This is a genomic window from Bradyrhizobium australafricanum, from assembly GCF_020329495.1.
Taxonomy (GTDB): domain Bacteria; phylum Pseudomonadota; class Alphaproteobacteria; order Rhizobiales; family Xanthobacteraceae; genus Bradyrhizobium; species Bradyrhizobium australafricanum.
Genome location: NZ_JAGKJL010000039.1, coordinates 1 through 21,465, shown reverse-complemented (window position 1 = coordinate 21,465; position 21,465 = coordinate 1). Strand labels below are relative to the sequence as shown.

Annotated in this window: 24 protein-coding genes; 10 read left to right on the top strand and 14 right to left on the bottom strand. The window is 64.3% G+C overall.

Annotation, left to right across the window (positions count from 1 at the left end; translation table 11 throughout):
• Positions 1-3: 3 nt before the first annotated feature.
• Positions 4-3,084, top strand: coding sequence for an efflux RND transporter permease subunit (locus J6525_RS29410; protein WP_225647244.1), 3,081 nt, complete (start codon positions 4-6; stop codon positions 3,082-3,084).
• A 99-nt stretch (positions 3,085-3,183) separates the two neighbouring features.
• On the opposite strand, the gene J6525_RS29405 is transcribed toward J6525_RS29410, so the two are convergent.
• Positions 3,184-4,368 carry an acyltransferase family protein gene (locus tag J6525_RS29405; RefSeq protein WP_225647243.1) on the bottom strand — a complete coding sequence of 395 codons (1,185 nt, stop codon included), beginning with the start codon at positions 4,366-4,368 and terminating at the stop codon, positions 3,184-3,186.
• A 186-nt stretch (positions 4,369-4,554) separates the two neighbouring features.
• On the opposite strand from J6525_RS29405, the gene J6525_RS29400 reads away from it, so the two are divergent.
• Entirely contained in the window at positions 4,555-4,728 is a 174-nt protein-coding gene (locus J6525_RS29400) for a DUF1328 domain-containing protein (protein ID WP_024582607.1), read from the top strand.
• A 123-nt stretch (positions 4,729-4,851) separates the two neighbouring features.
• On the opposite strand, the gene J6525_RS29395 is transcribed toward J6525_RS29400, so the two are convergent.
• Entirely contained in the window at positions 4,852-5,211 is a 360-nt protein-coding gene (locus J6525_RS29395) for a DUF427 domain-containing protein (RefSeq protein ID WP_092088543.1), read from the bottom strand.
• Between the two features lie 187 nt (positions 5,212-5,398).
• On the opposite strand from J6525_RS29395, the gene J6525_RS29390 reads away from it, so the two are divergent.
• Both J6525_RS29390 and J6525_RS29385 read left to right on the top strand, forming a co-directional pair.
• Positions 5,399-5,635: a BolA family protein gene (locus J6525_RS29390; RefSeq protein ID WP_016843470.1), complete on the top strand. Its 237-nt coding sequence runs from the start codon at positions 5,399-5,401 to the stop codon at positions 5,633-5,635.
• Positions 5,636-5,668: 33 nt separating this feature from the next.
• Entirely contained in the window at positions 5,669-6,850 is a 1,182-nt protein-coding gene (locus J6525_RS29385; RefSeq protein ID WP_225647242.1) for a low temperature requirement protein A, read from the top strand.
• 9 nt (positions 6,851-6,859) lie between these two features.
• Here J6525_RS29385 and J6525_RS29380 read toward each other — a convergent pair whose 3' ends face one another.
• The 3 genes from J6525_RS29380 to egtB are packed head-to-tail and all read right to left on the bottom strand — an operon-like array spanning position 6,860 to position 9,556.
• On the bottom strand, positions 6,860-7,255 hold the full coding sequence (locus tag J6525_RS29380) for a DUF4345 domain-containing protein (RefSeq protein WP_225647241.1): 396 nt from the start codon (positions 7,253-7,255) through the stop codon (positions 6,860-6,862).
• Positions 7,256-7,280: 25 nt separating this feature from the next.
• A complete protein-coding gene (gene egtD / locus J6525_RS29375; RefSeq protein ID WP_057018404.1) occupies positions 7,281-8,249 on the bottom strand; it encodes an L-histidine N(alpha)-methyltransferase in 969 nt (322 codons plus the stop codon).
• Positions 8,250-8,302: 53 nt separating this feature from the next.
• Entirely contained in the window at positions 8,303-9,556 is a 1,254-nt protein-coding gene (gene egtB, locus J6525_RS29370) for an ergothioneine biosynthesis protein EgtB (protein ID WP_225647240.1), read from the bottom strand.
• Between the two features lie 292 nt (positions 9,557-9,848).
• Here egtB and grxD point away from each other — a divergent pair, with 292 nt between their 5' ends.
• The 4 genes from grxD (at position 9,849) to J6525_RS29350 (ending at position 13,428) form a co-directional block, all read left to right on the top strand.
• On the top strand, positions 9,849-10,181 hold the full coding sequence (gene grxD / locus J6525_RS29365; RefSeq protein WP_016843475.1) for a Grx4 family monothiol glutaredoxin: 333 nt from the start codon (positions 9,849-9,851) through the stop codon (positions 10,179-10,181).
• A complete protein-coding gene (locus J6525_RS29360) occupies positions 10,178-10,729 on the top strand; it encodes an O-acetyl-ADP-ribose deacetylase (protein ID WP_057018462.1) in 552 nt (183 codons plus the stop codon). The genes grxD and J6525_RS29360 overlap by 4 nt, the downstream gene beginning before the upstream one ends.
• Positions 10,730-10,778: 49 nt before the next feature.
• The gene (locus J6525_RS29355; RefSeq protein WP_225647239.1) at positions 10,779-12,062 is read left to right on the top strand and encodes a serine hydrolase domain-containing protein; all 1,284 of its coding nucleotides are present in this window, start codon (positions 10,779-10,781) and stop codon (positions 12,060-12,062) included.
• 103 nt (positions 12,063-12,165) lie between these two features.
• Positions 12,166-13,428 carry a serine hydrolase domain-containing protein gene (locus tag J6525_RS29350; protein ID WP_225647238.1) on the top strand — a complete coding sequence of 421 codons (1,263 nt, stop codon included), beginning with the start codon at positions 12,166-12,168 and terminating at the stop codon, positions 13,426-13,428.
• A 51-nt stretch (positions 13,429-13,479) separates the two neighbouring features.
• Here the strand turns inward: J6525_RS29350 and J6525_RS29345 are convergent, their stop codons facing one another.
• The 8 genes from J6525_RS29345 to murI all read right to left on the bottom strand — a co-directional run bounded on the left by J6525_RS29345 (position 13,480) and on the right by murI (position 19,316).
• Complete coding sequence (locus J6525_RS29345; protein WP_038385921.1) at positions 13,480-14,547, bottom strand: threonine aldolase family protein; 1,068 nt, start codon at positions 14,545-14,547, stop codon at positions 13,480-13,482.
• 39 nt (positions 14,548-14,586) lie between these two features.
• Positions 14,587-14,865 (bottom strand): type II toxin-antitoxin system RelE/ParE family toxin, encoded by a 279-nt coding sequence (locus J6525_RS29340; RefSeq protein WP_312009925.1) that lies wholly within the window; start codon positions 14,863-14,865, stop codon positions 14,587-14,589.
• A complete protein-coding gene (locus tag J6525_RS29335) occupies positions 14,862-15,089 on the bottom strand; it encodes a hypothetical protein (RefSeq protein ID WP_076828477.1) in 228 nt (75 codons plus the stop codon). Before J6525_RS29335 ends, J6525_RS29340 begins: the two co-directional genes overlap by 4 nt.
• A gap of 119 nt (positions 15,090-15,208) precedes the next feature.
• Complete coding sequence (gene rpsD, locus J6525_RS29330) at positions 15,209-15,826, bottom strand: 30S ribosomal protein S4 (RefSeq protein WP_076828559.1); 618 nt, start codon at positions 15,824-15,826, stop codon at positions 15,209-15,211.
• 269 nt (positions 15,827-16,095) lie between these two features.
• Positions 16,096-16,881 (bottom strand): acyltransferase, encoded by a 786-nt coding sequence (locus J6525_RS29325; RefSeq protein WP_225647236.1) that lies wholly within the window; start codon positions 16,879-16,881, stop codon positions 16,096-16,098.
• Between the two features lie 119 nt (positions 16,882-17,000).
• The gene (locus J6525_RS29320) at positions 17,001-17,390 is read right to left on the bottom strand and encodes a cupin domain-containing protein (protein ID WP_225647235.1); all 390 of its coding nucleotides are present in this window, start codon (positions 17,388-17,390) and stop codon (positions 17,001-17,003) included.
• Positions 17,391-17,682: 292 nt separating this feature from the next.
• On the bottom strand, positions 17,683-18,459 hold the full coding sequence (locus tag J6525_RS29315; protein ID WP_225647234.1) for an HpcH/HpaI aldolase family protein: 777 nt from the start codon (positions 18,457-18,459) through the stop codon (positions 17,683-17,685).
• A gap of 59 nt (positions 18,460-18,518) precedes the next feature.
• The gene (murI, locus tag J6525_RS29310; protein WP_225647233.1) at positions 18,519-19,316 is read right to left on the bottom strand and encodes a glutamate racemase; all 798 of its coding nucleotides are present in this window, start codon (positions 19,314-19,316) and stop codon (positions 18,519-18,521) included.
• A gap of 184 nt (positions 19,317-19,500) precedes the next feature.
• Here murI and J6525_RS29305 point away from each other — a divergent pair, with 184 nt between their 5' ends.
• The gene (locus tag J6525_RS29305; protein WP_225647232.1) at positions 19,501-20,058 is read left to right on the top strand and encodes a cytochrome b; all 558 of its coding nucleotides are present in this window, start codon (positions 19,501-19,503) and stop codon (positions 20,056-20,058) included.
• 20 nt (positions 20,059-20,078) lie between these two features.
• Positions 20,079-21,119, top strand: coding sequence for an agmatine deiminase family protein (locus J6525_RS29300; protein WP_225647231.1), 1,041 nt, complete (start codon positions 20,079-20,081; stop codon positions 21,117-21,119).
• A 62-nt stretch (positions 21,120-21,181) separates the two neighbouring features.
• Here J6525_RS29300 and J6525_RS29295 read toward each other — a convergent pair.
• The coding region (locus tag J6525_RS29295) for a transposase (protein WP_225647230.1) at positions 21,182-21,465 on the bottom strand (284 nt) is incomplete at its 5' end.

Here is a 21,465-nt window from a genome sequence, read left to right as displayed (position 1 = left end):
ATCATGCATTTCACCGACATCTTCATCCGCCGGCCGATTCTGGCGACGGTCGTTAACCTGCTGATCCTGTTGATCGGCACCGCAGCGATGGTCTCGCTGCCGGTGCGGCAATATCCCAACATGGAGAGCGCGACGATCCAGGTCGACGTCTCGTTCCCCGGTGCGACCCAGGACGTGATGCAGGGCTTCGTCACGTCCGTCATCGCGCAGTCGATCGCGACCGCCAACGGCATCGAGTACATGACCTCGAACTCGACGCTCGGCCTCAGCCAGATCAAGGCCAAGCTGGTGCTCAACGCCAATGCCGACCGCGCCATGACCGAGGTGCTCGCCAAGGTGCAGCAGGTCAAGTACCGGATGCCGGCCGGCGTGTTCGACCCTGTCATCACCAAGATCACCGACGGCGCGTCGGCGGTGCAGTACATCGCCTTCACCAGCGACACGCTGACGCCGGCGCAGATTACCGACTTCGCGACCCGCGTGGCGCAGCCGCTGCTCACCTCGGTGCCCGGCGTGGCGTCGGCCGACACCTCGGGCGGATCGTCGCTGGCGATGCGGGTGTGGATCGATCCGTTCAAGCTCGCGGCACGCGGGCTGACCGCGGCCGATATCTCCGCCGCGCTACGGTCCAACAACGTGCAGGCGGCGCCGGGGCGGCTGCGCGGCGAGATGACCGTCACCAACATCACCGCGGCGACCGATCTGCGCAATCTCGACGATTTCCGCAAGATGGTGATCAAGACCGGCACAGGTGGCGGGGGCCTGGTGCGGCTCGGCGACGTCTCCACCCTCGAGATCGGCGGCGAGAACTACGATTCCAATGCGCGCGACAGCGGCAGGCCCACGGTCTACATCGCGGTGCAGCCGACGCCCGACGGCAACCCGCTGGAGATCGTCGCCGCCACCGCCAAGGTGATCGAGGACCTCAACCGCGTGGCACCGCCCGGATTGAAGGTCGCCGACGTCTTCAACATCGTGCACTTCGTCAAGGCCTCGATATCGGAGGTGCAGCATTCGCTGGCCGAGGCCATCGCGATCGTGGTGGTGGTGATCCTGCTGTTCCTGGGATCGTTCCGTTCCGTGCTGATCCCTGTGGTGACCGTGCCGCTGTCGCTGGTCGGCACCGCCGCGATGATGCTGGCGCTCGGCTTTTCGATCAATCTGCTGACCCTGCTCGCGATGGTGCTGGCGATCGGGCTCGTGGTCGACGACGCCATCGTGGTGGTGGAGAACATCCATCGCCACATCGAGGAAGGACGGAGCCCCGGCGACGCCGCCTTGATTGGCGCGCGCGAGATCATCGGTCCCGTGATCGCGATGACGATCACGCTCGCCGCGGTCTATGCGCCGATCGGGTTGATGGGTGGCCTGACCGGCAGCCTGTTCCGCGAATTCGCCTTCACGCTGGCGGGCTCGGTGGTGGTCTCGGGCGTCATCGCCCTGACCTTGTCGCCGATGATGAGCGCGCAGCTGCTCGGCGAAGCCACCTCGCACGGCCGGTTTGCCCGTTTCGTCGAGCATCAGTTCTCAAGGCTGTCGCGCGGCTATGGCCGGCTGCTGGCCGCGACGCTCAAGATGCGCGCAGCAGTGCTGCTGGTGGCATTCGGCGTGCTGGCGGCGATCGTGGTGCTGTTCCTCGGCAGCCAGCGCGAGCTCGCGCCCTCCGAGGACCAGGGCTATGTGTTCACCGTGCTCCGCGCGCCGCAATATGCCAGCGTCGACTACACCACGCGCTCCTCTGATCAGATCGAGCAGCTGTTTCGCTCGTTTCCCGAATACCATGCGAGTTGGTTCATCAACGGTACCGACGGGCAGAACCATGCCTTCGGCGGCATCACCCTGACCGATTGGGACAAGCGCAAGCGCTCGGCCAACGACATCCAGAACCAGCTCTACGGCATGTCCTACGGCGTGCTCGGCGCCAGCGTGACGCCGTTTCAGCCGGCGGCGCTGCCGGCGGCGACCGGCGGCCTGCCGTTCCAGATGGTGGTGCGCTCGGCCGGCGATTTCGCCACCATCTATCAGGAGGTCGAAACGCTGAAGGGGGCGGCCTGGAAGAGCGGGCTGTTCGCCTTCGTCGACAGCGATCTCGCCTTCGACAGCCCGACCGCGCGAATCACAATCGATCACGCCAAGGCGGCAGAGGCCGGGGTCAGCATGCAGACCATCGCCGACACTCTCGCGGTGCTGGTCGGCGAAAACTATGTCAACCGCTTCAATTTCTTTGAACGCTCCTACGAGGTGATCCCGCAGGTGCGCCAGGCCGACCGGGTCACGCCCGAAGGGCTCGGAAACTTCAACGTCCGTTCGAGCTCGGGACAGATGTTTCCGCTGTCGACGGTGATCAAGGTCAACGTCAAGCCGGAGCCGAACCGGCTGCCGCAGTTCAATCAGATGAACGCGGCGACGATCTCGGCAGTGCTCAAGCCTGGCGTCACCATGGGGCAGGCGGTGTCGTTCATGCAGGCGCAGAAGCTGTCGCCGGGCATGACGGTCGACTGGCTGTCGGACAGCCGGCAATATGTGCAGGAGGGCAACCGCCTGATCGTCACCTTCGGCATGGCGCTGATCGTGATCTTCCTGGTGCTGGCGGCGCAGTTCGAAAGTTTTCGCGATCCGCTGGTGATCATGGTCACGGTGCCGCTCGCGGTCTGCGGCGCGCTGCTGCCGCTGTATTTCGGCTTCACCACGCTGAACATCTATACGCAGATCGGCCTCGTCACCCTGATCGGGCTGATCTCCAAGCACGGCATCCTGATGGTGAGCTTTGCCAACGAGATCCAGCACCACGAAGGGCTCGACCGGGTCGCCGCGATCCAGAAGGCGGCCGCGGTGCGGATGCGGCCGGTGCTGATGACGACAGCCGCGATGGTCGCGGGCCTTGCCCCGCTGCTCTATGCCGACGGCGCCGGCGCCGCGAGCCGCTTCGCCATCGGCATCGTCGTGGTGATGGGCATGCTGATCGGCACGCTGTTCACGCTGTTCGTGCTGCCGACCTTCTACATCCTGATCGCCCGCGACCATCGCGCCGCGGCCGCCCCGCGGCTGGAAAGCGTGACGGCGAGGGGCGAGATCGCTGCGTAGGCGTAGGGTGGGTAGAGCGCAGCGAAACCCACCATCTCGATGCACGGCACGAAAGTGATGGGTTTCGCTGCGCTCTACCCATCCTACGGCTTCATCGAACTAAAGCACGTATCTCGAGCCGGGAATCTTGCGCAACACGGCCGTGACCGCCCAGCTCAGCGCCACGGTGGCGAAGAACGCGATCGCGGCCTTGGCGAAGGCCGGCAACTCCATATCGAACAGCCAGTATTGCAGCCACAGCACGATCGGATAGTGCACCAGGAACATGCCGTAGGCGTCGCCCTGCATCCGGTCGAGCAGCGTCGGGCCCGACGATTTCGATTGCAGGAAGTAGGCCAGGATCGCGAACAGGATCGAGGCGCTGAACAGCACATAGAAGGTACCGTAGATCCCGAGATACCAGCCCGGCAGCGGATCGGGGTTACCGATGATCATGCGCTTGATGTAGATCATCACCCACATCAAACAGTAGGGGATCAGCGTGATGCCGGTCCAGAACCAGCGGCGCTCGGTCAGCCGTCCGTGCGCGCTGAGCACGCCACCCTCGAGGTTCGCCGCCCCGATTCCCGCTCCGATGAAGAAATAGGACGCGTACAGCAGCACGCGACTCGCCTGCACCGAAAACGGTCCGAACTCGAACCAGTAGTTCTGGCCGTAATGGACCAGCATCGGCAGGTAGGCGGCGACACTGACGATGACGAGGAACAGCCAGAACTTCGAGGGACGTTGAAATCCCTTGATCGACAGGCGGTTGATCGGATCGAGCAGACGCGGCGACACCCGGTACAGCAGGCTCGCCGTGAGGTCGAAGGCCATCAGGACATAGACGAACCAGATCGGGCCGCTTGGCCACGGCCCGATCGTCATGGTTCTCCACCAGAATTCGGAGAAGCTCAGCCCCGGCGTCGCGCGCAGCGCGATCGCGTAATAGGCGATCGGAATGACCGTGACAGCGCAGATCACGAACGGCAGGCCGAGCCGCAGCAGCCGGTCGCGCAGGAAGATCAGCCACGGCTTGTTGCCGAGCCCCGGCCAGACGAACAGCCCCGACAGGAAAAAGAACATCGCCATGAAGAAGCTGTCGGTGGCGAGCACCACGCAGTCGAAGCCGATCCACGATGTCGGGTCGGTGTGCCCGAAATAGGTGTAGGGGATCACCGCGTGGTGCAGCAGCACGACCAGGGTCAGGAAGGTGCGCGCGCGGTCCAGCGCGACATTGCGCTTGTGGAGCTTCGGTGCTGCCTGGATGTCGACGGCCGGAGCCGCGTGAGCAATCGATTTCATGGTGCCACCAGCCGGGTCTGCACCCTGATGTTGCAGTCGGGAACCTGATTCAGCAAGGCCCAATCGGCTGGACGGGGGAGTATCGAGGTCGGTCATCTCGGCGAAGCTGTTTCGTCTTTGGAACTGCGGTCGGGTGCGGGCGTTCTCGTCCGACCTGGCGGACACGCGCGGTATGAGGAGCGGGTAATGACAATTCTGAAATGGGCGCTGATCTTCCTTGTCGTATCGATCATCGCGGGTTTGCTTGGCTTCACCGGCATTTCCGCCGCCTCCGCCGACATCGCGCGCTTTCTGTTCTATGTGTTCGTCGTGATCTTCCTGGTGCTCCTGATCCTCGGGCTCACGATATTCAGGGTATAGCTGGGATCGGGGCCAAGCGCTCCCGACGTCATGCCCGGGCCTCGCCCGGGCATTGCCGTTTTGCAGGCTGGGTCAGCGCGCGACCAAAGGCCGGGCGAGGCCCGGCGCTTGCGGCAGGCGACCCTAGGCGACTTCCTCGATCTTCACCTTGTCCGGATAGAAGGCGAGGTGGCCGGCGATCTCGGTCATCGCCGGGAAGGGCTCCTCATAGGTCCAGATCGCGTTGTCCAGCGTCTTGCCGTTGGCCTTGATGCTGAAGTAGTTCGCGTCCCCCTTGTACGGGCAATGCGTGGTCCGCTCGGTGCGGGTCAACAGCTCCATGTTGGCGTCCTGCCGGGGGACGTATTGCACGGCCGGATAGCTCGCTTCCTTCAAGGTCAGCGCATGGGTAGTCTCGGCGATCACGACGCCGTCGGCGGTGACGCGGACGCGCTTGGCATTGGGCGTGATCGCAATGGGATGATCGGGGCCGGGGAGCTTCATGATTCTGCGCCTCTTCTGGTCATTTCGGTGTGATGGCTTGTGACCGATTGATGCAGGTTTAAATCGCTGGGAATGGGAATATAGTGTGCCCGGGATGACCTAGAAGACCCCAAGGGCTAGGTTTTATCCTTAGGTTTATCTGGCCGATCTGGCCCTGATTCGAACGACCTGACGGAGGTGGACTGGGATGCCGATGGACGCCCGTGATATCGAATCGATGATCAAGGCAGCGATTCCCGATGCCGAGGTGACGATCCGCGATCTGGCCGGCGACGGCGACCACTACGCCGCCACTGTTATTTCCGAGTCATTCCGCGGCAAGTCCCGCGTCCAGCAGCACCAGATCGTCTACCAGTCGCTGAAGGGCCAGATGGGCGGCGTGCTGCACGCGCTGGCCCTGCAGACCGGCGTGCCGGAAGGCTAGGGCCCGGCAAAGCTGCGGGCGGGGGCCTCAAGCATGGTGGACAATCCGCGTGGCGCGATGTTTCGCGTCATCGTGCCGAACCAGCACAGCCGCGTCACCAATGCCGAGCTGTTCTTCGACCTCGTCTTCGTCTTCGCCGTCACGCAGCTGTCGCATACGCTGCTGCACCACTTCACCCTGCTTGGGGCGGTGCAGGTCACGCTGCTGTTCCTCGCGGTGTGGTGGGTGTGGGTCTACACCACCTGGGTCACCAACTGGCTCAATCCCGAGCTGACGCCGGTCCGCCTGCTGCTGTTCGTGCTGATGCTGGGCGGGCTGTTGCTGTCGACCTCCATACCGACCGCCTTCGAGGGCCGCGGGCTGTGGTTCGCCGGGACCTATGCGGCAATGCAGGTCGGCCGCACCACGTTCTGGCTGCTGGCGACGCCGCGGCGCCGGACGGCGGTGCGCCACAACGCCATCCGCATCCTGACCTGGCTGTCCTGCTCGGCCGTGCTGTGGATTCTCGGCGGATTCGCCGAGCACGAGACGCGGATGTGGCTCTGGATTGCGGCGCTGACCATCGAATATATCGCGCCGGCCGCGCGGTTCTGGACCCCTGGGCTCGGCTTTTCCTCGATCGAGGCGTGGTCGGTCGAGGGCGGCCACATGGCCGAGCGCTGCGCCGGCTTCATCATCATTGCGCTCGGCGAGGCCATCGTGGTTGACGGCGCGACCTTTGCCGAGCTGACCTGGACGCCGGAGAACGTCGCCGCGTTCATCTCGGCGCTGGTCGGCAGCATCGCGATGTGGTGGATCTATTTCCACAAGGGCGCCGAGGCCGGCTCGGACATGATCTCCAAGTCAGAGGAATCCGGCCGCGTGGCGCGGATCGCCTATACCTATCTGCACATGCCGATCGTCGGCGGCATCATCCTTACCGCGGTGGCCGACGAACTGGTGCTGAAGCACCCGTCCGGTCATTCCGATCTGAACACGATCGTCAGCTCGGTCGGCGGGCCCATGCTGTTCCTGGTCGGGACCATCCTGTTCAAATATGTGATCCGCAACTTCCTCCAGCTCTCGCACGGCGTCGGCATCGTCGCGCTGGCGATCACGGCCTATTTCGCCCGCGAGATGTCGCCGCTGGTGCTCTCAATCGTCACCACCGCGATCATGATCGTGGTCGCCGCGTGGGAGTCGATCTCGCTGCGGTCGACGGGGGAAGAGGAATAGCGGCGGCCGTTACTCGCGGCCGGCCTTTGCTACCAGGTGCTGCCAATAGACGAACAGCGGTGCGCCGATCACTTCGAGCGCGGTGAAGCCCGCGAAGGGCAGCGGCGGCAAGCCGACCATCAGCATCGACAGCAGCCTGCCGATGCCGCCGAGGAAGATGCCGCCCCAGACCACCCGAAACAGCACGCTCTCGCTTTCGATCCGCGGTACCAGCCAGAGCAGCGCGAGGCCGAGACCAAGCCAGACCCCGCCGAAGAAGCGCAGATTGCTGTCGAGCACCGGCAGCGCCGGAACGCCCGCTGAGGCGTAGAGCGGATCGCTGACGCCCAGCATGGTGATGATGCCGGTCAGGATCGGGACTAGGGCGAGCAACGCCGTCGCGATCTGCAGCGGACGCCTGCCCATGATTTGCCCCGTCCTGGTTTGGGCGCTAGTCCGCGACCAGTGCGTGCACCGAGAACATCGTGTTGGCGTCGGTCCAGCTTTCGCGCACCGTCCAGCCCGCGCTGCGGGCGAGCGCGGTGAAGCGCTCGAGCGAGTATTTGTAGCTGTTCTCGGTGTGGATGCTCTCGCCCGGACGGAACGCAAAGGTGTTGCCGAGGATGCGCACGGTCTGCGCCTTGCGACTGATCAGGTGCATCTCGATGCGATGGCGATCGCGGTTGTAGATCGAGCGGTGCGTGAATCCCGACAGATCGAAATTGCCGCCGAGCTCGCGGTTGATGCGAACCAGCACATTGAGGTTGAACCGCGCGGTGACGCCGGCTGCGTCGTTATAGGCGTCGTACAGCACGCGCTCGTCCTTCTCGAGGTCGACGCCGATGATCATCTGCGCGCCGTGGCCGAGGATTTTTCGCGCGCTGCGCAGGAAGGCCAAGGCCTCGCTCGGCTCGAAATTGCCGAGCGTCGAGCCGGGAAAGAAGCCGACCTTCGGCATCGTGGCGACGGCCTCGGGCAGCGTGAACGGCGTGGTGAAATCGGCAGCGACCGGGTAGATGCCGAGGCGAGGGAAATCCTTCCGCAGCCCGTCGGCCTGGGCTTTGAGGAAATCGCCTGAGATATCGACCGGCACATAGGCTGCGAATTCGCAATGCTCGAGCAGCAGGCGCACCTTGGTGGTCGCGCCGGCGCCGAACTCGACCAGCGCTGCGCCGTCAGGGATGATCGCGGCGATCTCGTCGCCGCGGTCGCGCAGGATGCCAAGCTCGGTGCGCGTCGGATAATATTCCGGCAGCACCGTGATCTGCTCGAACAGCTCGGAGCCGGTGGCGTCGTAGAAATATTTCGGCGACAGCCGTTTCGGGTGACGGGCGAGATCGCCAATCACGTCGCCGGCAAACACCGACGTCGCTTCGTCGAACGGATACGCTTTGGCCAAAGCGGCGGCATGCACATTCATGATACTCTCCCGAACGCGCTTACCGACGCGTTATTGATGTCGACAGGACTCAATCAGGCATAGTCTGCGAGGCGTAACCCCGTGAATTGCCAGCGATGGTGTGGATAGAAGAAGTTGCGATAGGTGACGCGGCTGTGACCCGAAGGCGTCGCCAGCGACGAGCCGCGCAGCACGAGCTGGTTGACCATGAACTTGCCGTTGTACTCACCGAGCGCGCCTTCGATCGCGCGGTAGCCCGGATAGGGCGAATAGGAGCTGCGGGTCCATTGCCAGACGATGCCGTAAGCGTCGTTGAGCAGGCCGGCGCGCGCGGCGACCTCCCATTCCATCTCGGTCGGCAGGTGCTTGCCGGCCCATCGGGCGAAGGCGTCGGCCTCGTAATAGCTGACATGGCAAACCGGCGCGGACGGATCGATCGGCTGCAGGCCGCCCAGCGTCATGATCCTCCATTCGCCGTCGATCTCGCGCCAATGGCCGGGTGCCTGCCAGCCCTCGTTGCTCACGGTGCCAAAGCCATCCATCAGCCACAGCGTGGCGGTGGAATAGCCGCCGTCCTTCATGAAGGCGAGCCACTCTGCATTGGTGATGAGGTTCTTCGCGAGCTTGACCGGGCCGACCAAAGCGCGATGCGCGGGCTTCTCATTGTCGAAATGGAAGCTGTCGTCGCCATGGCCGACGGTGTGGATGCCTTCGTTGAGCGTCACCCATTCCTCAGGCCCGTGCTGCGACACCGGGAAGCGCCACGCCGGATCGTAGGCCGGCGGGATCGGGTTCTGCGCGAAGGCATGCAGGATGTCGGTGTACATCAGCTCCTGATGCTGCTGCTCGTGATTGAGCCCGACCTCGACCAGCGGCACCAGCGCCTCGAGCGTGTCGGCTCCGGCAGTCTGGAAGAATTTCACCACCTCGGCGTCGACATGGCGGCGGTAGGCGGTGACTTCGTCGGCGGTCGGGCGGGTCAAATGGCCGCGCTGGTGGCGGGCGTGCCGCGGCCCGGCGCTGACGTAATAAGAATTGAACAGATAAGCGTAGTCCGGATGGAATGGCGTGTAGCCCTTGACGTGCTCGCCGAGCAGGAACTGCTCGAAGAACCAGGTGGTATGGGCGCGGTGCCATTTGGCTGGGCTCGCGTCCGGCATCGACTGGATCAGCTGGTCTTCGGGCGACAGCGGTGCGGCCCGCCGTTCGGTCTCGTCGCGGACGGCGCGATAGGCGTCCACCAAGCGCTGGGCGAGCGGGCCGGATTCGGAGGACAGTGACGGGGGGACGGCGGGAAGGGCGGCCGCGGCAGAGGCTGGTTTCGTCACAGGGGTCTCCGATTCAATGGAGAGAACGTTGCTTCGGCAAACTGGTTCCCAACGGACAGTTCGTCCTAGATAGGGGCTCCGTTACGGGAAAAAAGCCTCCCCCCGCGATGATATTGGGGCCGTCAGATAATCCCGGCCCATTTGGGGCGCCGGCAGCGCCCGGCGCATGCCAGATTTCCGCCATTTTGCTTTGGATGCACAATGGTTTGAGCTACATATATAGTCAGTCACGGGTTAGAAGGGCGGGCCGGCCCGTCAAGGCCTGAGAGCGTCGCCCCCGAAGGAAGCGAAAATGAGCATCGAGCAATTCATCGACAACGAAGTGAAGTCGAACGACGTCGTCCTGTTCATGAAGGGCACGCCGCAATTCCCGCAGTGCGGGTTTTCCGGTCAGGTCGTGCAGATCCTCGACCACATCGGCGTCGGCTACAAAGGCCTCAACGTTCTCGAATCCGCCGAACTGCGCAACGGCATCAAGGTCTATTCGAATTGGCCGACGATTCCGCAGCTCTATGTGAAGGGCGAGTTCGTCGGCGGTTGCGACATCATCCGCGAGATGTTCCAGGCCGGCGAATTGCAGCAGCTGTTTGCCGACAAGGGCATCCCGGTCGACGTGGCTGCCTGACCTTGACGGCGCGCCAGATCGGCAAGGCGCGGCTCGAAGTCATCGTTACCGACATCACGACCTTGCGCGTTGACGCCATCGTCAACGCGGCCAATTCATCGCTGCTCGGCGGTGGCGGCGTTGACGGTGCGATCCATCGTGCCGCGGGCCCCGAGCTGCTCGCTGAGTGCCGCACCCTGCACGGCTGCAAGACCGGCGATGCCAAGATCACCAAAGGCTATCGGCTCCCGGCGAAGCACGTGATCCACGCCGTCGGCCCGATCTGGCACGGCGGCATTCAAAACGAGGATGCGCTGCTCGCATCCTGCTATCGCCGCGGCATCGAGCTGTGCCACGCCAATCAGCTGGGCTCCATCGCATTTCCCGCCATCTCGACCGGCGTCTATCACTTCCCGCCGGATCGCGCCGCCGACATCGCGGTCAAGGCCGTCGTCGATGCCCTGGCCGCCGCACCCGGCCTCGCGCAGGTGATCTTTTGCTGCTTTTCTGCCCAAAGCGGCGAGCTTCATCAGAAGGTCCTGGGGGCCTTTGGCAGCCCTTGTGCCTGATGATGCCGCCGCTACACTTCCCCGTGATTTCCGGGGAGGGATAATCCAAATGCATTCATTTCGTCTGACGTGCGCGGCCGCGGCCGCCGCGGTGGTGCTGGCGGCGCCGGCGTACCCGCACACCGAGGGCACCTACGAGATTCCGGCGGGTGCGCATTTCAACCGCGACAAGCTCGCCAAGATCAGCGAGTTCTTCAAGAACGAGGTCGCGACCGGGAAGATTCCCGGCGCCATCGTCCTGATCCAGCAGCACGGCAAGCCGGTCTATCACGAGGCCTTCGGCGTGCAGGACGTGGTCAGCAAGGTGCCGATCACGGACAAGACCATCTTCCGGCTGGCCTCGATGTCCAAGTCGATCACCGCCGTGGTGTCGATGCAGTTGCTGCAGGAAGGGAAATACAAGCTCGACGATCCGGTCTCGAAATACATCCCGTCCTTTGCCAACGTGAAGGTCGGCGTCGAGAAGAAGGCCGAGGACGGCACCAAGACTCTGGAGCTGGTGCCGCCAAAGCGGCCGCTCACGATCCTCGATCTGATGACGCATACGTCGGGTATCACCTACGGCTTCTATGGCGACAGCCTGGTCCGCAAGGCCTACAAGGAAGCCAATATCTACGGCGGAGATTTCGATCTCGCCGAATTCGCCGAGCGGATCGCCAAGCTGCCGCTGCACAACCAGCCCGGCGCGCTCTGGCAATACGGCCATTCCACCGACATTCTGGCGCGCGTGATGGAGGTGACCACCGGCGAGAAGCTCTCGGCGATCGAGCGCGAAAGGCTGCTCGATCCGCTCGGCATGAAGGACACCGGCTTCTTCGTCACCGATCCCGAGAAGCAGAAGCTGATGGCCGAACCGATGCCGAACGACAGCGACTTCCGGGTCGGCCGGGTCAACGATCCGACCAAGGTCAAGAAATGGGAGTCCGCCAGCGGCGGCATGGTCTCGACCATGGCGGATTATTCGCGCTTCGCGCAGATGCTGCTCAATGGCGGCACCCTCGACGGCAAGACCATCCTGAAGCCCGAGACGTTCAAGGAGCTGACGACCGACCGCGTCGGGCCTCGCTCCGGCGTCGAGCGCGACTTTTTCTACTTCCCCGGCGACGGCTTCGGCTTCGGGCTTGGGATCGCGGTGCGCACCGATCCCGGCACTGCGAAGCCACCACCGCCCGGCGATCTCGGCGAGCTGAAATGGGACGGCGCCAGCGGCTGCTATTATGTCATCGACCGCAAGCAGGATTTCTTCTTCGTTCTGCTGGAGCAGACGCCGACCGAGCGTCAGCGCATCCAGCGGACGCTGAAGCAGCTCGTCTATGAAGCCATGGAAAACTAGAGCGTTTTCGAGCGAAGTGGATACCGGTTCGCGTGAACAAACGCGTTGAAAAGAAGGGAATGACGGCATGATCCGATTCAGGCGGATCGGCTCATGCGCTTGCATGCGTGGGGGCCGCGCGTTCGTCGCGTCACTCGCGTTCGCGTTGGTCGCAACGATTGCGAAGGCCGGCTCCGCGGGGCCGGCCGCGCACAGCTTCTCGGCGGAGGGCCTTTCCAAGGTTTCCGACTATGTCCGGAACGAGGTCGCGACCGGAAAGATTCCGGGCGCGATCCTGCTGCTGCAGCAGCACGGCAAGCCGGTCTACTACGAGAAGTTCGGGGTTCGCGACGTCGCCACCGAGTTCTCGATGAGCGCCGATACCATCTTCCGCCTCTATTCGATGTCGAAGCCGATCACCACGGTCATCGCGATGATGCTGGTCGAGGAAGGCAAGCTCGCCCTCGGCGATCCGGTGTCGAAATATCTCCCGGCCTTTGCCGACATGAAGGTCGGGGTGGAAAAGCGCGGCGATGAAGGCAAGATGGCGATGACGCTGGAGCCGCTGAGGCGCCCCATCACCATCGAAGACCTGATGCGCCACACCGCCGGCCTGCCTTACGGCTATTACGGCGGTGGTGTCGTGAACAAGACCTACGCCGATGCCGGCCTGTTCAACAACGATCCCGACAATGCCGAATTCGTGGCGCGGCTCACGGCGCTGCCGCTGGCCGAACAACCCGGCACGCAATGGGATTACGGCCATTCCACCGACGTGCTCGGCCGCATCATCGAGGTGATCACGGGGAAATCGCTGTTTCAGGTCGAGAAGGAGCGGCTGCTCGGCCCGCTCGGGATGAACGAGACCGCGTTCTATGTCGCCGACCGGGCGAAATGGCCGCTGATCGCCGAGCCGATGCCGAAGGATCGCACCATCAGTCCGGTCGCCGACGTCCGCAATCCGCGCAAGCCGCTGCGATGGGAATCCGGCGGCGGCGGCATGGTCGGCACCATCGGCGACTATGCGCGCTTCTCGCAGATGCTGCTGAACGGCGGCAGCTATGAGGGCAGGCGCTATCTGAAGCCGGAGACCATCGCGCTGATGGCGAGGGACCATATCGGTCCGGAGACCGGCGTCGTGCGCGACCAGAACTACTATCCCGGTCCGAACTCCGGCTTCGGCCTCGGCTTCGCGGTCCGCACTTCGGTGCCGGCGAACACAGACTGGCCGCTGGGCGAGTATCGCTGGGACGGTGTCGGCGGCACCTTCTTCTTCATCGATCCCGCGGACGACCTGTTCGGGATCTTCATGGTGCAGACGCCGTCGCAGCGTGGCCGGATCCAGCAGGAGCTGAAGACGCTGATCTACCAGGCGATGGGACGGTAGAATTCAGCTTCGAAGCCCGGATGAAGCGAAGCGCAATCTGGGCTACGGGAGTTACGCCGCGCGCACGATGTCCCTGACGTGTCCGACCGCTTCCTCGATCATCGCCGCGGTGACATCGAGATGCGTGCAGGCCCTGATCCGGCCGTCCATCATCGCCAGGGTCACGCCGCGCTTGCGCAGCTCGGCGACCATCTTGTCGCCTGAGACGCCGGCGCCGTCGGGCTTGAAGAAGACGAGGTTGGTCTCCGGCGCCTGCACCGCGATGCCGTTGATCTGCGACAGGCCGCGCGCCAGCGCCCGCGCATTGGCATGGTCGTCGGCGAGGCGGTCGACATGGTGATCGAGCGCATGGATGCAGGCGGCGGCGCAGACGCCGGACTGCCGCATCGAGCCGCCGAGCCGCTGCTTCCAGCGCCAGACATCGTCGATGAAGGCGCGGGTGCCGGCGATCACGCCGCCGATCGGTGCGCCGAGGCCCTTGGAGAAATCGATCCAGGCGGAATCCCAGCCTGCCGTCATGTCGCGCGGCGAGATGCCGGACGCGACGGTCGCATTGAGCAGCCGCGCGCCGTCCATGTGGGTGACAAGGCCGTGGGCCTTGGCGATGCGCACGACCTCGTCGAGCGCCGCCTTCTTCCAGATCGTGCCGCCACCGATATTGGCGGTCTGCTCGACGCTGACGAGCACCTGCGGGGGCTGGTAGCGGGTGCGCGGATGCAGCGCGGCCTGGAAGGTCTCAGGCGTGAACTGGCCGTCATCGCCCGGCAGCTGCGTGATCTGGAAACCGCCGAGCGCGGCATGGGCGCCGCCCTCGCGCGCAATGATATGCGCGGTCGCATGCGCCAAAATCTCGTCGCCGGGGCGGCAATAGGCCAGCGTCGCCGCGACGTTGCACATGGTGCCCGACGGCATGAAGACGGCAGCCTCCTTGCCGAGCAGATCGGCGACGCGGGCGCAGAGCTCATTGGTGGTCGGATCGTCGCCGACCTGCTCGTCGCCGACCTCCGCCTTCGCCATCGCCTCGCGCATCGCCGGCGTCGGCCTGGTCTGCGTATCGGACAGAAGGTTGATGCGGACGGGCGGGGCCTTGGGATCGGGCCGGGCAGGGGTGTAGTGCATGGGCTTTCCTCATCGCTCCGCTGGCGTGCGGAATCGCCGCTAGCGTATAGGCCTCCGGGCAGCGTGACGAAACCGCATAATGATGATCTCGTTGGGCGTCACGCGATAGTCGATCAGGTAGGGATAAGGTGTCGCCGAAAGCCGGCGGACGCCTGAGCGGCTTGTCGGGCGCCCTGCACGCGGCTGCTCTTGCAGCAGCGTGACAAGTGCCAAGATGCGGTCCCGCACGTCGACCGCCCCCTGGGGCGATCGTGTCTCGATATAGGAGAGTGCCTGATCAATCTGAACAAGAGCGCGTCGCGTGTAACGGACGTTCACAGCCCGTGCTTTGCCCACATCGCACGGACTTCCTCGGCCGTTGCCAGCTCGCCGCGTGCAATCTCGGAGTCGGCTTCAGCCAGATCGGCGTCTTCTTCCGGCGCGAGCTGAAGCGGTGGTTGGTCGACGCCGGCAAGCTGCAGCATGATGCGCGCGAGCTCGTCCTGCTCTGTGTCAGGCAAGTTTGAAACTGTCTCGAAGGCCTGTTCCAGTAACCGGGTCATCGGCAAGAAACCTCAACGGGCAGTCATCTGCCAAGTCCCGAATATCATAGTCGTCTTGTGGGCAAACAAAAAGGCCCCGGCAAAACCGGGGCCTTTCGGATATCGCAATGCTGCAGCGATCAGCGCGAATAGAATTCGACGATCAGATGCGGCTCCATCTGCACCGGGAATGGCACGTCCGAGAGGCCGGGGGTGCGCGCGAACGTCGCGGTCATCTTGGAGTGATCGACCTCGATGAAGTCAGGCACGTCACGCTCAGGGAGCTGGGCCGCTTCCAGCACCGGCGTCAGCTGCTTGGAGGAGTCCTTGACCTCGATGAGGTCGCCGACCTTCAGCTTGTAGCTGCCGATGTTGACCTTGCGGCCGTTCACCTTGATGTGGCCGTGGTTGATGAACTGGCGCGCGGCGAACATCGTGGAGACGAACTTGGCGCGGTAGACCACGGTGTCGAGACGGCGCTCCAGGAGGCCGATCAGGTTCTCGCCGGTGTCGCCCTTCAGGCGGCTGGCTTCGACATAGATGCCGTGGAACTGGCGCTCGGAAATGTTGGCGTAGTAGCCCTTGAGCTTCTGCTTGGCGCGCAGCTGCACGCCGAAGTCGGAGAGCTTGCCCTTGCGGCGCTGGCCGTGCTGGCCGGGGCCGTATTCGCGGCGGTTCACGGGGCTCTTCGGGCGGCCCCAGATATTCTGGCCCATGCGGCGATCGATCTTGTACTTCGCCTCACTGCGCTTTGTCATCGCGTCCTCTTTGTACAGCCGTCGCACCCAGCGCCCGGCGTTTTGTCAGTCTAGGGTTTGAGGAGACGCGCCCTCCTGTGTACCGGCCAAAAGGCCTGTACCGACAGGTCCGCCTCGAAAGCTCGGGGAGGACCACGGGTCGCGAAACGCATCGCGGGCCGAAAACCGGCCCGCGAGCAAGGTGGTCTTAAGGAGAAAGTCCGGTTCTGTCAAACAAAACGCAGGGCATTTTGGGCCGAATTGGCGTCAAAATTCGCCGATTTTGCCCCTCAGAGGCGGCTTCCGGCCGCCCGGACCAGCCGGGCATCGGCTTGCGGCCGGCCCGCGCCCAGTTCCGCGGCGATTTCGCCGCCCAGCACCTGCTCGAGGCGGATCAAGGTCTGCGCGATCAGGGCGGCGTCGCAGACCAGATGGTCCCAGCGCAGCACCACGTCGACAGTGTGGTCCGGCCTGATCACGCCGTAGCTCAACAGGAATGGCCCTGGGCTCAGCGCGTGCAACTCGCCGGGGCCATAGGCCGCGACCGAGGTCACGCCAAAACTGCCGCAGAAATTGGCGCGCTGCCGGCCAAAATTCATCCCGATCGTCCACGCCAGGCGGCGCAGCGGAAGCGGCAGGCGCGTGACGCAGAGCATTTTGCGGAACGAGGGGATTTCGTGCAGCGGCGCGGTCTTGGCGCGGCGGATCAGCGCGTCGACCTCGGCGAGCGGCATCTCGTCGGCGGCACAGATGCGCTCGAACAGCACGCAATCCTCGCCCTTCTCAACGCGGGCAATCGCCACCATGCCGACGCTGCGCGGCAACTCGTAGAGGCAAGGCCACGGCCATTTGACGTGCAGCGTGCGCAACGTCGGCTCGGTCCTGGCGACCAGCGCGAATGCCTTGACGAAGATGGCGGCCCAGCCCGGTGCCTGCGCCGCACGTGCACGAGCCTCGACGATTGCCCGCACGTTCAGGGTGCGCTTCAGGGAGACCAGCGGCACGCCGGCCGATGCATGCATCAGATCGGCGACGAGACGGCGCGGCAATGAAATCTGACGAAATTTACCGCGCATCCGTTCGGTTCAGTTCCTTAGCAAACAGGCAAAAAATCAAAGGCCCGGCGAGCTCAAATGGTTGCTCGCCGCACCTGAAGCTCAGATGAACCAACTGGTCGGAGACCAAAGGGTTCTGCTCACGGCGCGGGTTTTGCCAACGGCTCGCCGGCCTTGACCACATAGACGCCGAGCACCTTGAGCGGCTTGTCGCCGGACGTCTTGGCGTCGTGCACCGCGCCTTCCGGGATCTGGTAGGAATCGCCCGCCTTCAGCTTCAGCGGCGGTTTGCCGTCGATCAGAAGCTCGAGCTCGCCTTCGAGCACATAGCCGGTTTCAGCGCCGGGATGGGTGTGACGCCCCGACGCACCCCCGGCCGGAACCTCGGCGATCGCGGTGATCGTGTTGTAGCCTGTCGGAAAATCGACCTTCTGCAGCGGCGTCCGCTTGATGCCGCTCTGCTGCGCCAAAGCAGCGCCGGCACCGGCAAGGGCAATCACAGTGAGACCAAGCAGTAATTTCCTGAACATGCATTTTCCTCCCAACCCGCAAAACTCTAGCAGCGCGGAATCGCGGCGGAAAGCGGGCGATATGTGATGTGCACTTGCGACGTTGGGATTAGTCCGTTCATCGAACAGCGCGGGTTTGTGCCGCTTATTCATGAGCTACTCAGGCGAACGAGCTGTATCGGCGACACGCATCGTTCACTCCGTCGCAGGCGCGATGCCGGAAGTTGCACCCGCGGTTCCTTCACGACGTGACTGGAACCTGCTCGCCGGCAGCTGTGAACAAGCGGGAGCGCCGCGCGGCCGCGTTTGACGCCTACCGCTTGATCCCCGCGAACGCGGCCGCAATGCCGCGCTGGAACAGCGACCAGTCGAAGCCGAGCGCGAGCGCGAGGTAGCCGCGCTCGATCATCGCATTGGCCTGTTCGGCGGTGCGCGCGACGCCGCCGATCGGCACGCCGCTCTTCATGATGCCTTGTTCGGCGCGCTGCATCAGCGCGACCACTTCGGGATCGTCGGGCAGACCGCGCTTGTTGATCGAGGTGGCGAGATCGCCGGGTCCAATCACCGCGAGATCAATGCCCGGTGTCGCCATGATCTCGTCGATGCGGTTCACGGCATCGACGTGCTCGATCGTGATCATGCAGATCATGTCGTCGTCAGCGGTCGCCATGTAGTCGTTCATCGAGACGCCCCAGCGGAACGGCGCATGGAACGGTCCCCAGAGCCGGTCGCCTTGCGGCGGATAGCGCACGCTGCGCACCGCCTTCACCGCATCGCTTGCGTTGCAGATCATCGGAAAATTGATGCCGAGCGCGCCGATGTCCATCGGTGCCTTGGCGAGATGCGGCTCGTTGGCGGCGATCCGCACCATCGGCACGCAGGGCGTGCCCGAGGTCGCCACGATCATCGCATGGGCGGTGCCGAGATCGATCGGGCCGTGCTCGAGATCGACGATGATCCAGTCCAGCGACTGCGCCATGATCTGCACGGTCTGGATGCTCGGAATGGTCGCGATCGCGCCGAAGGTCGGGCACTTGTCGCGCCACGCCTCGCGCAGGCGATTGAGCGGTGTCAGCGGGGCTGCGGTCAAATTTGGTCCTCCCTCGAAGGAGAGCAGAGGCTAGCAGCGCGTTGTGACGGCGAAAAGGATCAGGCCGGGACGCGGCCGCCGAAGAATGGCGTCAAGGCTTCCGTCAGCGCGTGCGGGCGCTTCGAGGTGAAGATCATCTCGGCGCCGGCCTGGTCGCTCTCGTGGCCGGCAGGGCCGAGCAGGTCGGCGACGCGGCGTGCGATCGCCGGCGCCGGATCGATCCAGTCGACCTGCCAGGGCGCGAGCCTCTTAAGGCGTTCCAGCAGCAGCGGATAATGCGTGCAGGCGAGCACGACGGTGTCAGTGCGGGCGGGGTCGTGGGCGCCATCGCCGACGAAGCAGGGCGCGAGCTCGGCCGCGATATCCTCGTCGCGCACGCTCGCGCCGCTGAGGGCGGCCTCCGCCAGCGAAGCGAGCTCGCCGGAGCCGACCAGCGTCACCTCGCAGCCCTGCGCAAAGTCCGAGATCAGCTTGCGGGTATATTCGCGCTTCACGGTGCCCCTTGTGCCGAGCACCGACACGCGCCTCGTTTTCGACGAGGCGCAGGCCGGCTTGATCGCCGGCACGGTGCCGACGAAGGGCAAAGGATAGGCGTCGCGCAGATGCGACATGACCAGGGTGGATGCCGTGTTGCAGGCGATCACGACGAGGTCGGGCGCGTGGGCCGCGATCAGCTCGCCGACCAGCGGCACCACACGGGCGATGATCTCGTCCTCGCCGTGGTGGCCATAGGGGAAGAAGGCGTCGTCGGCGACATAGACGTAATGCGCATCGGGCCGGGCGCGGACGATCTCGCGCAGCACGGTGAGGCCGCCGAGACCGGAATCGAACACAAGGATGGTCGGGGGAGTGGACACGCGAAAACTCTATCCGAAGCAGGGTTACCATTCAGTTGTTTTTGGCTATCCGGCCGCTTCGGCCGACAAAAGGCGGTGAAGCCGGGAATTTCACATGGCCTTGACCGATAGCTGCAAGTATCACGGCAAACTATTGCTGCGACGTGTGAAATCCAAAAATGCGGCCGCAAGGGGGCCACGTGACATGATCCGCAATACCACCGCGAGCTGGGGCTCGCTCGCCCGCGCGTTCCACTGGGTGCTCGGCATCGCCATCATCGGCATGCTGGCCTATGGCTGGTGGATGAACCACGTCCCGGCGCGGGCGGACAAGTTCTTCTACCGCTCGATCCACGCCGATATCGGCTACCTGGTGCTGCTGCTCACCGTGCTGCGGCTGCTCTGGCGCGGCGTCAACCCGACGCCGGCGCTGCCGGCCGAGATGCCCTCCTGGCAGCGGATCGCCGCCCGGGTCAGCCACGGCGCGCTCTATGCCGTCACCATCCTGGTGGCGATGCTGGGCTGGGCGCATTCCGGCGCCCGCGCACAGGATTATTCGAGCTTCTTCGGCCTGTTTCACGTTCCCCAGATCACCTCGCCCGACAAGGCGGCGGCGGATGCCTATGAGGATCGCCACATCTTCTTCGCCTATGTGCTGCTGGCGCTGATCGTGCTGCACCTCGCCGCGGTCGCCTTCCACCACTTCGTCAAGCGCGACCGTGTCGCCGCGCGGATGGTGGGGACGGCTGACCGGGCCGGTTAGGGCGGCGGGGCGGCGCTGCCATGGATCGTGCTGCAGAGGATGCTGGCGGCCGTTGGCGGATGCCGGACGAGAGCACTCCGCATGCCGCCACCTGGATGGCCTTCGCCCACAACACGGACATCTGGGGCAAACGGCTGCTTCCAGTGGTCAGGGAAAACCTTGCCTTGGTGGCACAGGCGATCGCGGCCCATGACGAGCCCGTGAACATGCTGGTGCGCAAGGAAGACTACGATATTGCCGCGCGGCTATGCGGCCCTCGGGTGAACCTCATTGTTCAACCGCTCGACGACATCTGGATCAGGGACACCGGACCGGTCTTTGTAACGAACCCGTCAGGGCAGCTCGGCGCCATCGGTTTCAACTTCAACGGCTGGGGCGGGAAGCAAAGGCATGCGCATGATGCCAAGATCGCGGAACGTGTGGCCGAGCTTGCGCAAGCTGAGTTCATCAAGGCCGGCCTGAAGCTGGAGGGCGGCGGCATCGAAGTCGACGGCGAGGGGACAGCGATCATCACCAAAAGCTGTGTTCTCAACGACAATCGCAATCCCGGTTTGACGAAGGATGAATGCGAGGCTGAACTCTTCCGCCTGCTCGGGCTGCAGAAGATCATCTGGCTACCCGGCTGTCACAACAAAGACGACATTACCGATGGCCATACCGATTTCTACGCGCGCTTCAGCAGCCCGGGCGTCGTTGTCGCGGGCCTGGAGATGGATACGTCGTTCGACGATTACGAGGTGACGAGAGAACACCTGGCAATCCTGCGCAAGTCGACAGACGCAAGAGGTCGACACCTGAAGGTCGTGGAGTTGCAGGGACCGTCGACGGTCCGTCCAAAGTACGGAAACGACGACAGCTTCGCCGCCGGCTACATCAATTTCTATGTCTGTAACGGTGCCGTGATCGCGCCGGAATTCGGTGATGCGGCGGCGGACCGCAACGCGCGCGACAAGCTGCGCGACCTGTACCCGGACCGGGAAATCATCCAGCTCGATATCGACGGCATCGCCGCCGGTGGCGGCGGCATCCACTGCGTGACGCAGCAGCAGCCGCGCTTGTGAAAGCTGGCGGCCCGGTCGCGAAGCGAGCGACCGGGCCGTGGCTGCAGCGCTAGGGTCCGGACTCAATTGAGCCACCAAGTTACGGCTGCGGCGATGAAGGCGCCAGCAAGGAAATTTCTTGCGAGTTTGTCGTAGCGGGTAGCGATACGACGGAAGTCCTTGAGACGAGCGAACATGCGCTCGATCAGGTTGCGCCGGCGGTAGAGTCTTTTGCTGTAGGGGATCGGCTGGCTGCGGCTGGTGGTGGACGGAATGACGGCCTTGGCCCCGTGCTCGGCGAGGAGCATTCGCAAACTATTGGCATCGTAGGCTTTATCGGCGATCAGCCGCTGGATAGGCCCCGCCG